We start from the raw sequence: 13,139 nt of genomic DNA, 5'->3' as shown, positions 1-13,139 counted from the left end.
GGAGTACTAAAACATGGTGTTGTCGTTGGCCGATTCCGCCGGGACCGGTTGGAGCGTGTCCCAGTGCTCGCGAATCTGTCCGTCCCGCACCAGGTACAAGTCGACGACCGCCATCCCAAGGTCGTCAGGGTTGTTCTTCAGGTGCGCGTGGACCGCCACGAACTCGCCGTCGGTGATGACTCGCTTGACGTCGTAGCTCGACTCCGGGTTCTGCTCGAAGAAGTCAGCCAGGCCGCTCTTCAACTCCTCGGCGCCGTTCGGGAAATTCGGGTTGTGCTGGACGTAGTCGTCGGCGACGAACTCGTCCACCACCGTCACGTCCTGTTCGGACAGACCTTCCACGTATGCGGTGACGACCTCCCGGCTGGACTCCTCAGCCTCGGGACTCGGCCACCACTTCACGGGAGTGACCTGCGAGAACATGTCGTTGCCGCTGACCGAGTCCTCTTCCGGGACGTTCTGACCGGAGTCCCAGTGCTCGCGGATCCTCTGGCCGTCGAAGCGGAAGATGTCGACCACGGCCATGCCGAGCGTGTCGGGGGTCATCTTGACGTTCGAGTGGACGACCACTAGATCGTCCTCGGACAGGACCCGCTGGACGTCGTACTCGGCGTCGGGAAACTGCTCGGCCAGTTCGACCCCGAGGTTCTTCAGCGTCTCCGCGCCGTCGGTGGCCACTGGGTTGTGCTGGATGTAGTCGTCCCATACGTAGCGGTCCACCACATCGGTGTCGCCCCGCTCGAACACGCCCTCGAGGACCTCTACCGCGACGTACTTCTGATACGCCTCCTGGTAGGCACCCCCGTGTTCGGCGGAGGCGGCGGTGGCACCCGCTGCATCGTCCGAGGCCGGGAAGGCGGATGCGGCGCTTATCGCGGCGAGCGAGGTAGCCGCCAGCGCGGTGGCCGCGGCAGTGGCCACGAGTAGCCGACGAGCGCGTTTCTTGAGTTTCACGGATGCTCCTATGCGTTCGGGCCGGGGGGCTCGCGCCCCCGGCGATTCGGTTAGAAGAAGGTGTGGGGGCGGGCCGTGTACGGTTCCTCGAGCGAGGCGATCTCCGCGTCGGTGAGTGCGATGTCCAGCGCGGCGACCGCATCGGTGAGGTGGTGCGCCTTGGTCGCGCCGATGATCGGCGCGTCGACGACCGGGTTCTTCAGGACCCAGGCCATCGCGATCGTCGCCATCGAGACCCCGCGGTCGGCCGCGATCTTGCCGACCGCGTCCACGATCGCCTTGTCGGTGTTGAAGACCGTCGGGCGCCCGTCGAAGTCGGTGTCGCCGGTGACATCCGAACGCGAAGTGCCCTTCGCTCCCCAGGGGCGTGCAACCCGGCCCGCGGCGAGCGGGCTCCACGGCATCGAGCCCACGCCCTCGTCCTCGAGGAGACCGAACATCTCGCGCTCGTCCTCGCGCTGGAGCAGACTGTACTGGTCCTGCATCGAGACGAACGGAGTCCAGCCGTTCGCCCGGGCGCTGTACTGCATCTTGGCGAACTGCCACGCCCACATCGACGAGGCGCCGACATAGAGGGCCTTGCCGGACTTCACCACGTCGTGCAGGGCCTCCATGGTCTCCTCGACCGAGGTCTCGGGGTCGAAGCGGTGGATCTGGAGCAGGTCGACATAATCGGTGCCGAGCCGCTCGAGTGAGGCGTCGACCTGCTCGAAGATCGCCTTCCGCGACAGGCCCGAGCCGCCCGCGCCCTCGTGCATGGGGAAGAAGACCTTGGTCGCGAGCACGATGTCCTCACGGCGCGAGAACTTCCGCATCGCCTGCCCGACCAGCTCCTCCGAGGAACCCGCCCCGTAGGCGTTGGCGGTGTCCCAGAACGTGATGCCCAGCTCCACGGCCTGCTTGAAGATCGCCTCGGCGTCCTCGCCCTGGAGGGTCCACGGCGACCACCCGCCGGGCACCCCGAAACTCATGCACCCGAGCGCCAGCCGACTGACCTTCAGACCCGATTCGCCCAGTCGCGTGTATTCCATGTTCGTCTCCTCATCGCGTAGCGGAAGCCGGCTACCGGCACCCGGAACGATCATCACCGCGACTTCGAGCCGTGCCAATGGTCGAATTCCCTCCTGGGACGGCTGCTGCCTAGGACAGATCTCTCCCTGTCTGAACGCCGCCTGACCTGTCACACTGGTCCGATGACCGGCAGCGACCCGCACCTCAACGAACTCGGCGAGTTCCTCAAGGCCCGCCGCGCCGAACTCACCCCTGAGACTGTCGGACTCCCTGGGACCGCCGCCGTGCGACGTGTCCCGGGCCTGCGCCGCGAGGAGGTCGCGCAGCTGGCCGCCATCAGCAACGACTACTACACGCGGCTCGAGCAGGGCCGCATCAACGCCTCCGCGCCCGTCCTGACGGCGCTCGCCCGCGTGCTGCGCCTCGATGAGGTCCAGCGTGCCTACCTGTTCAAACTCGCGGGAAAACAGACGGCCCGCCCCAGGCGCCGCACTGCCCAGAAGGTCCGGCCGCAGCTCCAGCGCCTCCTCGACCAGCTCACCGACGTCCCGGCCGTCATCTTCGGCCGACGCATGGACATCCTCGCCTGGAACGCCCTCGCCGCGGCCCTCATCGGCGACTTCGCGACGATGCCGCCCGAACGCCGCAACTACGTGCGGCTCCTGTTCAGCGAGCCCGGCTCCCGCGAGTTCTTCAAAGACTGGGAGCTCATCGCCCGCTACAGCGTCGCCCACCTGCGCCTGGAGGCCGCCGAACACCCCGACGACCCCGCGCTGGCCGCCCTCGTCGGCGAGCTTTCGGTGCAGGACAACGACTTCCGTCGCTGGTGGGCCGAGCACCAAGTCGCCACTAAGAGCATCTGTACCAAGGCAATCGACCACCCCGTGGTCGGCGAGATGACCCTCAACTGGGACATGTTCGCCCACACCGGCGATCCCGACCAGCAACTGGTCCTGTGGTCGGCCGAACCCGGCACCGCATCACACGAAGCGCTCCGCCTCCTCGGCTCCTGGTCGGCGCCCGAACACAGCTCGACGACCGCCTGACACCGCCAGCCGCTTCATTTTCGACCGCGTGCCCTTCGAGCGGTTCCAGCGGCGGGCTCCGGGCGACCGATAACGGCGCCGCGGCCGCTGGAGTCCCGAACCACGCGTCTGACGCTGCGGACGCTGATTTGGTCATGCCTTGGAGGGTGCGTCGTGCGACGTAGTCGCGGGTGTGCTGGTCGTATTTCATGCGGACCAGCACGATGGTGTGTAGGGCGTTGTTCGCAGCGCGGTCACCGCCGCGATTGAGCCGGTGCCGGTTGGTGCGTCCGGAGGAGGCCGGGACCGGTGCGGCTCCGCAGAGGTGGGCGAACGCGGCCTCGGAACGGAGCCGGTCGGGGTTGTCGCCGGCGCTGGTCAGCAGTTGTCCGGCGGTCTCGGGGCCGAGCCCGGGCAGCTCCAGAAGATCCGGAGCGGCCCCGGCGACCAGGGCCCGGATCTCGGTGTCGGCCTCCTTGATCTCGACGTCCAGGGCCTGATAGCGGCGAGCCAGGCGGCCCAGCGCGATGCGGTGCGCCGTTTGGGGATCGGCCGGATCGCCGGCGGGGCGGGTTCGGGCCAGGACGGCGACGAGCTCGCGGCCGGCCCGGCCGCGCAGTCGCTCGCGCAAGTCGGGAACGGGCTGGCAGAGGAGTCGGCGTCTGTCCACATAGACAGGCCGGATTGCCGAGCCGCGTACCAGCCGCGATATTTCGCCATCAGCCGCGTACGGCCGCATGTAATCGCTTACCTATGGATCAAAAGAAACGCCCCTGGTCTCGATCCTGTGATCGAAACCGGGGACGTTTTCCCTATTCAGAGACTTGCAGGCCTCATCGAGGCCTACGGGAACCTGTACCTGCAGGTGAGGGCCGTGCATGACCTCGTTGCGGTCTCTATCCCGGTCGAACCGGCCTCGTAGGTGACCAGGTCGATCAGGTCGAACAGTGCCGTGCTAGTGACGCAGTTAGCCCTCCAAGCCGCTGAACTCCCACTCGAAACCGACCACCGCGCGTTCCGCGGCGTGGAGGCGGTGGTAGACGGCGTGCTCCGCGTCCAGAGCGACCGGCTGTCGGCTGATCACCTCGTCGTTCGGGGGTCGGTAGTCCTTCCATTCGGCCCACCAGACCTTGGCGGGCAGACACTCGGGATGGAACTCGACGCGGATCGACAGGCCCTCGATCCTCCGGTGGGCCACGCGACGGAAGTTCGGGTCGAGTAGTTCGCGGTTCTTGAATCGGGTCACGAATTCAATCGAGTGATCATCGGCGATGCCGAGTGGCCGCGGCAGGGTTATGTCAACCGTGGAGAGTCCATTCGGCAGCAGGTAGGGATCACTGGGCGTGCCGCCGTTGATCTGTTTGACGTCGACCTGATCGGTATCGAATGTGTAACGAATGGATTCCAGGCGGTCGGCCGTCGAGCGGATATCGCGAATCGTTCGATGGATTGTCGGATTTCCGTCAGATCCGATGTAGTGGTATTCACGGAGCCCGATGATTTGATACGGCGGAGGCGGAGGCAGGCCGTTTTCCGGTTCGGGCAGATCGCGGACGGCCACGCGCTGGAGTCCCTCACCGCGCCGAAGCTTTCGCAGCGTCTCGGCGTCGATGTCGCTGATCTCGAACGCCTGTATGAACAGTTTGAGCGTGTCCTCGGGAATGATCGGTTCACGTGAGCTGAACGCGCGCGAGACCTTGTCGCGAATCCCCTTTTCGTTGAATGTCTCGCCCCTGCGCAGCAAGTATCCGGCTAGAACCCTGGCGACCGAGATGCGGGGCAGCTGACGCTGGCGTTCAGTCGGGTAGCGGCGCCAGTGAAAGGAGTACGACTCTGAGGCGAGGAGTTCCTGGAGGTAAAGACTGGTGTTCCGTTGGTGCTGCTTCGACGACGGTTCCGGCATCGGTGACTCCGGTGTTGAGCGATAAGCGCTCATTAAGGAATGTAGCGTCGGGCCAGATTTGCACGCGAGGTCATTGGAGTCAACCTCAACCTCAGGCCGAATCTCTATTCGGGAACTTTCCTTTCAAGGTTGCCTGACGGCGCCCTGGACCCCTCGCGTGCCGAGATGAAAGGAGTGCTGATGAGCGGAGTCTTCATCAGCTACCGGGCCGTGAACGACGGCTACGCCGCACCCTTGGTCCACAAGGGCCTGGTCCCCGTCTTCGGTGAGGATCGCGTGTTCTTCGACCCCGAAACGGTCAAGGCGGGCGACGACGTCCCCGAGCGGATCCGGCGGCGACTCAGAGCGAGCACGGTCCTGATCGTCGAGATCGGACCCAACTGGTTCGAAGTCAAGGACATCGACGGCAACCGGCGGCTCGACAACTGGAAGGACTTCGTCCGATGGGAGGTCCGCAAGGCGTTCAAGTGGAACCTGCACGTGGTGCCGGTCCTACTCGACGGCGCTGAATTCCCGGCCGATCCCCAATTGCCGAAGGACATCGCGGCGCTTGCAAGGAAGAAGCGGATGCGCCTGCGACGGGAGCACACCGAGGCCGACCTCGCGGCACTGGTGGTCGAGATGAAGCGGTTCGTGCCGACCCTGCCCCAGACCGATGGTTCGACGAACGGGGGATCGCCGTCCGCGACGACGGTCGTCGACCAGCGCCGGTCCATGCGCGTCAAGGGAGGGGTCAAAAACTCGATCCTCAGTCAAGGAGATGTCAATGTCCGACGATTCCGCTAAGCCGTTCGGCACCGACGAGGCGGCGGCGACCTCAGCGCCCCAAGGGGATCCGCTGGCCTCAGCCATCGACGATGACTTCGACCTGACCGAAGCCGACGACGACGATCGCGCTGCGAAGGTCGACGAGCTCGACTACGCACGCGCCGCGGCTCGGGGCAACTTCGACCCGTACCTGGCCTACCGCAAGGTCGGCACCGGAGGCGAAACGTCCCCGAGGAAGTACCGTTTCAACGCCCGGTCCATCAATGACTCCCTGGTCGCTCAAGGCGACATCAACATCAACAACTACGGCCGGGAGGAGCAGACTGCGGAACTGGCCCCGCCGATTCCGCAGTACGTCCTCGACGGGATCTCGCGGGTGTTCGTGCGCCCCAGCGGCTTCCCGGACCTCGATGCACGGCTGCGGGGCGGCGACCTGCTGGTCGCGCGCATCCACCCTCGCTGGGGCGCCACCACCACCGCCATCCGGCTGCTGGCGCAGTTCCGCTCGATCTACGAGGTCAAGCTCGAAGCCGAGCTGACGGCCCTGCCGATCGAGGAGCTCCCGGAGGGGGCCGGATTCATCGTCGACCCGCTCACCCCGGACCAGGTCGCCGGTCTCAGCTCACTCGACCTCAAGCGGATGGAGCAGCAACTCGCAGAACGCCATTCGAAGGCCGTGGTCATCATCGACGACTCCACCAGGCTGTTCGACCACGGCATCGAGCGCCTCGCGCTGCGCCTGGAATCCCCGCCGCCGGCCGACGAACTCGTCGAGAACCACCTCAACGAGCTCATCGAGGCCCCCGAGGAGACTCGTCGCCTGCTCGAAACCGAGGGTCTGGGGGAGTGGCTCCGAACCATGGAGTCCGACGGATTCGACGCGCATCTGCTCGTCGCTCTCGCCCACGATCTCGCCGACGTCGCAGCCGGGCGCGGCACGGTCAAGGACGCGCGGGCGAACTTCGAGGACCGCTCCACCCGGGACGTCGAGGCATGGATCGACGCCATCGCCGACGACTCGCAGACGATGACGACCGTCTGCGCGCTGTCGGTGTTCAACGGCGCTCCGTACGACACCATCAGGCGCGCGGCGACCAAGCTCCAGCGCGCCTGGAATGGGGAATACGGAGAGGAACCGCAGCCCGGACGAAAGCATCGCCCGGCCCGCCGCAGCGAACGGCTCGTGCAGGCGCGGGCTCACGTGTCGGTCCGCGAACCGCGTCAGCGCCGGGGGCGCTCGGCGATCCCCGTCGCCGAGTTCATCGACGCCGGATACCCGACCCGCGTGCTCGACTACGTGTGGCGCGAATACGACGACTACGCCGATCTCCTGCTGCCTTGGCTGGAGTCGATGACCGCCGGTTCCGGCATCGACGCCGGGGTTCGGGCGGCCGCGGCCATCGGCTACCTCGGCCAGTTCGACTTTCCCCGCGTCCGCCGCGAGGTGATCGCCCGCTGGGCCAGGAGCGGCCGCGGCGACCGGCGCGAACACGCGGTCGTGGCACTGTCGATGCTGGTCGGATCCGCTGCGAATTCCTCTCAAGTGATCGACCTGGTGAAGGACTGGTGCGGCAGCGATTCGCGACCACTGAGGATGGCCGCGACGAGGGCGCTGGGCTCGGCCGTCGGACCCGCGATGCCCGGCGGCCCCGACGAGCGGCTCGGGGGCCTGGCGAAGAAGGCCGATCGCGGGCTCGCCGTGGCGATCGGACTGAGCGTCCGGGAACTGATCGCCGAGGCGGGCCCAGAACGCCGAGCCGAGCTCGTCCGCCTCATCGACGAATGGGCCCAAGATCAATCCGCGGGCCGCCGTCGAGCCGGGGTGGCGAGCTTCCTCCAGTGCGCCAGGCTCCAGATCACCATTCAGGACGGGAGCGGCACGTCGCGTTGGCCGCTGCTGCTCTGGCTGGCGGACTCCGGAGACTCGCCCGCGCTGCGCGAGGGCATCGCGCGCCTGCTCGGAGCGGCTCTCCTCGCCCCCGGATTCGCCGGGGCCATCCGGGCGGTCCTGCGCAATTGGGCCTCGGCCGCCGAGCGTTCCGAGCCCCTGCGGAACGCCTTGGCACGACTGTGCCAGGACGCGGCGCCGAGTCCGATGGAGAGCGACGAACTGAGATTCCACGCCACGAATTGGCGGACCAACGATCACATCGCACCCGACTTCGCGGCCGTCCTGCTAGCGATCCTCGACCGGAAGGCATGAACCACATGAACCCCATCAAAGATCGGCAACCCATCTCCCGCTTCAGCTTCCGGGGCAGCCCGGCGCCAGCGCCCGGGACCGCCCTGGTCTACCGGCTGCAAAACGGGGGGCTGGTCCCTACGACCTCGCCGTTCACCTACGGCGAGCTGCTGTGGCGCAGGCCCGGCGAGTACTTCGTGGTCGACGTCTCGAAGCACACCGACTCGTTCACCGGCACGCTGCCGTCGTGCTCCTTGACGCTCGAATTCACCTTCACCGCGAGTTACGAGTGGCGGGTCAGCGATCCCGCGACGGTCGTCAGGGAAGCCGCCGATGACGCGCAGGCCCTTTGCCGCCAGCGGCTGCTGGACGAGCTGCCGACGATCACGCGCGGCTTCAAACCACTCGAGGTGATGGACGCCGAGAGCCGCCTCAACGACATGTTCCACGGCAAGGCGCTCGACCTCGAAGAGGGCATCAGGATGACCGTCTCGAGGATCGGGCTCAGGCTCCCTCGTGAACACCACGATGCGGCCACCACCCTCGACGTCAACCCGCTGAAGGCGCGCGTGGAGGAGGCCCTCCAGGAGAACCGGATCAAACTCCACAAGCGCAACGTGGAGGCGTACATGGAGGTCCTTGAGCAGGGCGACAACGGGACCATCGCCAATCTGCTCGCGAGCGATCCCGAGAGCGCCCGAGAGGTGGCGGCCATGACCATCGACAGGTCGAATACTCGCCGAGCCGCCGTCATCGAGTTGGCGAAAACCATGGCCGAGAAGGAGATGTTCCCTTCGGGCCAGGCCGCCAAGTTCGTCGACGCGACGACCAGGGCGCTGGTGGAGACCTTGGAGCCGCCCGGCCCGACGAAGGGTTCGATCGAGGCCGGTGAGCGGCGGGCGCTGGACGCCGAGGGCCCCAAAGGTGCCAAGACCGAAGAGGACGGGGACTAGCGGTGCAGATGCTGACGTCCTCGGTCGACCGGCTCGCCGCGTTGGTCGACGTTCCGGTCGGGATGCTCCCGCCCGAAGTCTCGGAGGTGGTGCGACTGCCGCTGTTCGCCGTTGCCCTGCTGCTCGTGATGGTGCTGTTGGTCCGCAAGGGCGTCATCTGGGCGAGCAAGCTTCTCGACCACGCGCTTCGGGGTGTCGCAACGGGGCTGGCGTGTGCCGCTCTGACGGTCCTGGTGGTGCCGACAGTGGCGTTTCGCGCCGCGGACAAGCCGGTGCCCACGTTGATCTGCAACGTCGACGATTCCATCGCGTCGGCGGCGGACTGGACGTTGAACAGTGTCCGGAGCCTCTCGGCCGGCTTCACGAAGTTGGCAAGGCTCCACATCGCCATCGTGCTCCTGTTGTCCGCGTTGATGTTCTACGCCTGGAACGAGGGCCAGTGCGGCACGGATTCGGAGTCGTGCACCAAACCGGTGCAGGAGTGGGCTGCGACGGTGAGTGAGTAAGGCTTCGTTCAACCGGGTATCACCGTCTCGGGGCGGCAGCGGTCCGCGAACCGGCCCGAGACGGTATATGCTGCCGAGGTTCGCCCGGACATCGGTCAGCTCCAGTTCCGGTGGGCTGGAAAGGCGGTGGCATCGTGGCAGACGGGACGCCCGTGCCGGTTCCCGATCTGAACCGTGAGCATGCGTCTGGGCAGGATGTGATCGCAGCGGACGACGACTGTGAATTCTGCCGCATTGCCTCCGGTGAGGCCGAAGCCCGCGAGGTGCTGCGGACTGACACGGTGGTCGGATTCTTCCCCCTGTCACCCGCCGCGATCGGACACACGCTGCTCATCCCTCGGGTGCATGTTCCCGAGATCTGGGCGCTGAATCTGGGATTGGCCGCGACGCTCGCTCACTGGACGGTGATCGTCGCGGACGCCCTCCGCGCCACACTGCATCCGCAGGGGCTCAACGTGGTGCAATCGAATGGCGCGGCGGCGTCGCAGACGGTCATGCACCTGCACATCCACCTGGTCCCCCGCTGGGAGGGCGACGCTCTACCGCGACTCTGGCCGACGGCACCTCCGGTGTTCGATGCGGACCTGGACGAGACGGCCGCGGAGATCCGCCGCCGATTGGGCCGCGGCTACACCGGTTGGACCAGTGACCACGTCAGTGAAGCGCCGCCGACCAGCGCTAAAGGGACATAGAAACTGGTGATGGACCAGGATCTGACGACGGCGGGCCAACGGCAGCGGCCCAGGTAGGCGCTGCGGTCCATCGAATACGTTTCCACCAGTCCCTGCCGCGCATCGTTGTAGAGCTCGCGGAAGAGGCGCTCCTCCCGCAGATACCGGCAGTCCAGGAAGCCGAAGAAGGCCATCGCCGTCAGCCCCAGCACCGAGACCAGCGGTATCGCCCCTGCCGCCGCCAGGCCGAATGCAGTCATCGAAACCGTTATGCCCCAGCCTTTCACGGTCGTCGACGAGCTCGACATCCGTGCGATCGAGGACTGGATGAAATCAAGATGCTTGCGTTGGTCGTCGGTGAGTTGGACGGGCGCACTCATCTATCGATGTTCGCACATGCAGACGGTCCGCGCATCCCTCAACTTGACGCGATCCGTGTGCCAAGAACGTAGGAAGTCGGACATAACGCCATTGACTCCAACAGGTAGAGCGAAGGGCCCCTCCGGTGTTCCGGAGAGACCCTTCGTCTTACGGCCTATCTGCAGGGGTGACAGGAATCGAACCTGCAACCTTCGGCTTTGGAGGCCGCTGCGCTGCCAATTGCGCCACACCCCTTTGCCAGGCCGTTCCCGGTCTGGCCGCAACTATCTTACGTGGTGCGGCCAGACCGGTGCAACCGGGTTCCTTGGCTGTTTTGCCTGGTTAGGAGGCCGGGACGACGGAACCGTCGGAGTAGGTGTCCTCGATGAACTGCCTCACCTCGTCGGACTGGAGGAGCTCGGCGAGCTTGGCGACGTCCTCGTTGTCGGCGTTGGCCTCGGTGGTGACGAGGTAGTTCGCGTACGGGTTGTCCTCGGGGGACTCGCTGAACAGGGCGTCCTCTGCCGGGCTGAGCTCGGCTTCGAGGGCGTAGTTGCCATTGATGACCGCCGCGTCGACGTCCTGCAGGGAGCGGGCCAGCTGGGCCGCTTCGAGCGGTTTGAACTCCAGGTTCTTCGGGTTGTCGGCGACGTCGTCCTCGGTGGCGAGGACGGGGTCCACGCCGTCGGCGAGGGTGATCAGGCCGGCGTCGGCGAGCAGGGCCAGGGCCCGGCCGCCGTTGGAGCCGTCGCCGGGGATGGCGACCAGGGCGCCGTCGGCGAGGTCGTCCAGGGAGGTCACCTTGTCGGAGTACAGACCCAGCGGCTCGATGTGGACCGGCGCGATCGTGGTCAGGTCCGTGCCGTTGGCCACGTTGTACTCCTCCAGGTAAGGCTCGGTCTGGAAGAAGTTGGCGTCGACCGAGCCGTCGGCGGTGGCGACGTTCGGCTGCACGTAGTCGGTGAACTCCTCGACCTCGATGGTGAGCCCGGCGTCCTCGGCCAGGTTCTCCGAGATGAAGTTCAGGATGTCCGCGTGCGGGACGGGCGTGGCGGCCACGGTCACGGTGCCGTTGGTCTCGGTTGCCTCCGAAGCGGAGTCGGTACCGCAGGCGGACAGGGCCAAAGCGCTGGCGGCGGCGACGGATGCGCCAATGAGGGCACGACGGTTGAACACAGTTCTCTCCTTGGAGATGTGGGGATCGGTGGTTTTTTCTTAGCGGCGGTCGAGGGTGCGGGCGCACCGGTCGCCGAGGATTTGGAACATCTGGACGAGTACGACCAGGATGATGAGCGGCCAGATCATGTACTCGGTCTGGAAGCGCTGGTAGCCGTAGCGGTAGGCGAGGTCGCCCAGTCCGCCGCCGCCGACGATGCCGGCCATCGCCGAATACGAGATGACGGCGACGAGCGTGACGGTGAAGCCGCGGATGAGACCGGGCGTGGACTCGGGCAGGACGACCCGCCACACCAGGGCCGGCACGGAGGCGCCCATGGAGCGGGCGGCCTCGATCAGGCCCGGCTGGACTTCCAGCAGGGCCGACTCGACCAGGCGGGCGAAGAACGGGATCGACGCCACCGCCAGCGGCACGATCGCCGCCGCGGTTCCGATCGTGGTGCCGGTAATGGCCCTGGTCAGCGGCACGATCGCGACCATGAGGATCACGAACGGGGCGCTGCGGCCGATATTGACGACCAGGCCCAGCGGCGCGTTGAGCACGGCCAGCGGGCGCGGCCCGGTCTTGGAGGTGACGTACAGGATCACGCCGAGGACGAGTCCGCCGACGAGCGTCCACAGCCCCGCCACCGCGACGATGTGGAGCGTCTCCAGCAGTGCCTCGTAAAGGCGTTCGGCCATCTGAGAATTCACTTGACGATCTCCTCTCCGACCAGGCGGGCCGCCAGGCGCCGCGCCTGCGAGCCGAGCCGCGAATCCGCGTCGGCCAGCAGCTCGGAGGTCCATCCCGTCTCCACGAACCGCCCGGCCTCCATGACCGCCGCGCGGTCGCAGATGCGGGTGATGACCTCGAGTTCGTGGGTGATGAGCAGGATCGTCAGCCCCAGCTCGCGGTTGAGCCGCGCGAGCAGGTCGAGGATCTCGTCGGTGGTCTCGGTGTCGAGCGCGCTCGTGGCCTCGTCCGAAAGCAGCACCTCGGGGTCGGCCGCGAGAGCGCGGGCGATCGCCAGGCGCTGGCGCTGCCCGCCCGAGAGCTGCCCCGGATAGACCTTCGCCTTGTCGGCGAGCCCGACCAGGTCGAGCAGTTCGAGCGCCCGCTCGCGGCGACGCGCCCGGGGCACCCCGGCGAATCGCAGCGGGAGCGCCACGTTCGACGTCGCATTGCGGTTCGACAGCAGGTTGAAGTGCTGGAAGATCATGGCGGTCTTCGCCCGAGCGGCCCGCAGCCGCCGCCCCGACAGGGCGGTCAGGTCGGAGCCGGCGACCTCGACGGTGCCCGTGTCGGGTCGGGTCAGGAGGTTGACGGTGCGCAGCAGGGTCGACTTGCCGGCGCCGGATCGGCCCAGGATTCCGAAGATCTCGCCGGGCGCGACCGCCAGGTCGACGCCGTCGAGCGCGATGACGTCGCCGTAACGCTTGGTGGCGCCGGACAATCGGATGCTGGGCGTGGCCGCAGAAGGAGGCATTGAAGAAGATCGCTTTCGCTGGGGGATTCGCCGCTTCGGGGCGCGGCGTTACGAGGGCCCTCAGCCAGCGCACATTCGGCAGCACTGAGCGGCGGCGCGGTCCGCGTCGCAGGCTCGTTCGAAGTGCTGTCCGTTCACAGTTGGCAAGTAAAGCGGGTGAACGT

At 66.8% G+C, this 13,139-nt stretch carries 13 protein-coding genes, 1 tRNA gene and 2 pseudogenes; 7 read left to right on the top strand and 9 right to left on the bottom strand.

Annotation, left to right across the window (positions count from 1 at the left end; all coding sequences use genetic code 11):
- Positions 1-6 precede the first annotated feature (6 nt).
- The gene (locus tag FAB82_RS07760) at positions 7-954 is read right to left on the bottom strand and encodes a nuclear transport factor 2 family protein (RefSeq protein ID WP_136533973.1); all 948 of its coding nucleotides are present in this window, start codon (positions 952-954) and stop codon (positions 7-9) included.
- 50 nt (positions 955-1,004) lie between these two features.
- Positions 1,005-1,985 (bottom strand): aldo/keto reductase, encoded by a 981-nt coding sequence (locus FAB82_RS07755; RefSeq protein ID WP_136533972.1) that lies wholly within the window; start codon positions 1,983-1,985, stop codon positions 1,005-1,007.
- Between the two features lie 162 nt (positions 1,986-2,147).
- On the opposite strand from FAB82_RS07755, the gene FAB82_RS07750 reads away from it, so the two are divergent.
- A complete protein-coding gene (locus FAB82_RS07750) occupies positions 2,148-3,011 on the top strand; it encodes a helix-turn-helix domain-containing protein (RefSeq protein ID WP_136533971.1) in 864 nt (287 codons plus the stop codon).
- A gap of 217 nt (positions 3,012-3,228) precedes the next feature.
- Here the strand turns inward: FAB82_RS07750 and FAB82_RS28550 are convergent.
- A pseudogene (locus FAB82_RS28550) lies at positions 3,229-3,372 on the bottom strand (transposase); the annotation flags it as partial.
- Between FAB82_RS28550 and FAB82_RS27455 the strand changes: the two are divergent.
- On the top strand, positions 3,316-3,912 hold the full coding sequence (locus FAB82_RS27455; protein WP_211116454.1) for a hypothetical protein: 597 nt from the start codon (positions 3,316-3,318) through the stop codon (positions 3,910-3,912). The pseudogene FAB82_RS28550 and the gene FAB82_RS27455 sit on opposite strands and share 57 nt — an antisense overlap.
- Positions 3,913-3,957: 45 nt before the next feature.
- On the opposite strand, the gene FAB82_RS07740 is transcribed toward FAB82_RS27455, so the two are convergent.
- Positions 3,958-4,893, bottom strand: coding sequence for a hypothetical protein (locus FAB82_RS07740; protein ID WP_136533970.1), 936 nt, complete (start codon positions 4,891-4,893; stop codon positions 3,958-3,960).
- Positions 4,894-5,073: 180 nt separating this feature from the next.
- On the opposite strand from FAB82_RS07740, the gene FAB82_RS07735 reads away from it, so the two are divergent.
- The 5 genes from FAB82_RS07735 (at position 5,074) to FAB82_RS07715 (ending at position 9,994) form a co-directional block, all read left to right on the top strand.
- Positions 5,074-5,679, top strand: coding sequence for a toll/interleukin-1 receptor domain-containing protein (locus tag FAB82_RS07735; RefSeq protein WP_168801477.1), 606 nt, complete (start codon positions 5,074-5,076; stop codon positions 5,677-5,679).
- Positions 5,660-7,864, top strand: a complete 2,205-nt coding sequence (locus tag FAB82_RS07730; RefSeq protein WP_136533968.1) for a hypothetical protein — start codon at positions 5,660-5,662, stop codon at positions 7,862-7,864. Before FAB82_RS07735 ends, FAB82_RS07730 begins: the two co-directional genes overlap by 20 nt.
- 5 nt (positions 7,865-7,869) lie before the next feature.
- Entirely contained in the window at positions 7,870-8,796 is a 927-nt protein-coding gene (locus FAB82_RS07725) for a hypothetical protein (RefSeq protein WP_136533967.1), read from the top strand.
- Positions 8,797-8,798: 2 nt separating this feature from the next.
- A complete protein-coding gene (locus FAB82_RS07720) occupies positions 8,799-9,302 on the top strand; it encodes a hypothetical protein (RefSeq protein ID WP_136533966.1) in 504 nt (167 codons plus the stop codon).
- A gap of 134 nt (positions 9,303-9,436) precedes the next feature.
- A complete protein-coding gene (locus FAB82_RS07715; RefSeq protein WP_168801476.1) occupies positions 9,437-9,994 on the top strand; it encodes an HIT family protein in 558 nt (185 codons plus the stop codon).
- On the opposite strand, the gene FAB82_RS07710 is transcribed toward FAB82_RS07715, so the two are convergent.
- The 5 genes and pseudogenes from FAB82_RS07710 to FAB82_RS07690 form a co-directional block, all read right to left on the bottom strand.
- Positions 9,931-10,353 (bottom strand): hypothetical protein, encoded by a 423-nt coding sequence (locus tag FAB82_RS07710; protein ID WP_136533964.1) that lies wholly within the window; start codon positions 10,351-10,353, stop codon positions 9,931-9,933. The two genes, FAB82_RS07715 and FAB82_RS07710, sit on opposite strands and share 64 nt — an antisense overlap.
- A gap of 162 nt (positions 10,354-10,515) precedes the next feature.
- Positions 10,516-10,588, bottom strand: a tRNA-Trp gene (locus FAB82_RS07705).
- A gap of 87 nt (positions 10,589-10,675) precedes the next feature.
- Positions 10,676-11,509, bottom strand: coding sequence for a MetQ/NlpA family ABC transporter substrate-binding protein (locus FAB82_RS07700; RefSeq protein WP_136533963.1), 834 nt, complete (start codon positions 11,507-11,509; stop codon positions 10,676-10,678).
- A 39-nt stretch (positions 11,510-11,548) separates the two neighbouring features.
- Positions 11,549-12,190, bottom strand: a complete 642-nt coding sequence (locus FAB82_RS07695) for a methionine ABC transporter permease (RefSeq protein ID WP_136534045.1) — start codon at positions 12,188-12,190, stop codon at positions 11,549-11,551.
- 56 nt (positions 12,191-12,246) lie between these two features.
- Positions 12,247-12,975, bottom strand: a pseudogene (locus FAB82_RS07690) (methionine ABC transporter ATP-binding protein); the annotation flags it as partial.
- Positions 12,976-13,139 lie beyond the last annotated feature (164 nt).

The sequence above is a fragment of the Glycomyces buryatensis genome (genome assembly GCF_004912275.1).
GTDB lineage: Bacteria > Actinomycetota > Actinomycetes > Mycobacteriales > Micromonosporaceae > Glycomyces > Glycomyces buryatensis.
Note: the sequence above shows the minus strand (reverse complement) of the source record. Positions and strands in the feature narration are given on the sequence as shown.

Excerpts from the sequence above, each read along its gene's own strand:
- FAB82_RS07730 (WP_136533968.1), top strand. The coding sequence starts at position 5,660 with ATGTCCGACGATTCCGCTAAGCCGTTCGGCACCGACGAGGCGGCGGCG.
- FAB82_RS07710 (WP_136533964.1), bottom strand. The coding sequence starts at position 10,353 with ATGAGTGCGCCCGTCCAACTCACCGACGACCAACGCAAGCATCTTGAT.
- FAB82_RS07755 (WP_136533972.1), bottom strand. The coding sequence starts at position 1,985 with ATGGAATACACGCGACTGGGCGAATCGGGTCTGAAGGTCAGTCGGCTG.
- FAB82_RS07735 (WP_168801477.1), top strand. The coding sequence starts at position 5,074 with ATGAGCGGAGTCTTCATCAGCTACCGGGCCGTGAACGACGGCTACGCC.
- FAB82_RS07750 (WP_136533971.1), top strand. The coding sequence starts at position 2,148 with ATGACCGGCAGCGACCCGCACCTCAACGAACTCGGCGAGTTCCTCAAG.
- FAB82_RS07725 (WP_136533967.1), top strand. The coding sequence starts at position 7,870 with ATGAACCCCATCAAAGATCGGCAACCCATCTCCCGCTTCAGCTTCCGG.
- FAB82_RS07695 (WP_136534045.1), bottom strand. The coding sequence starts at position 12,190 with ATGGCCGAACGCCTTTACGAGGCACTGCTGGAGACGCTCCACATCGTC.
- FAB82_RS07740 (WP_136533970.1), bottom strand. The coding sequence starts at position 4,893 with ATGCCGGAACCGTCGTCGAAGCAGCACCAACGGAACACCAGTCTTTAC.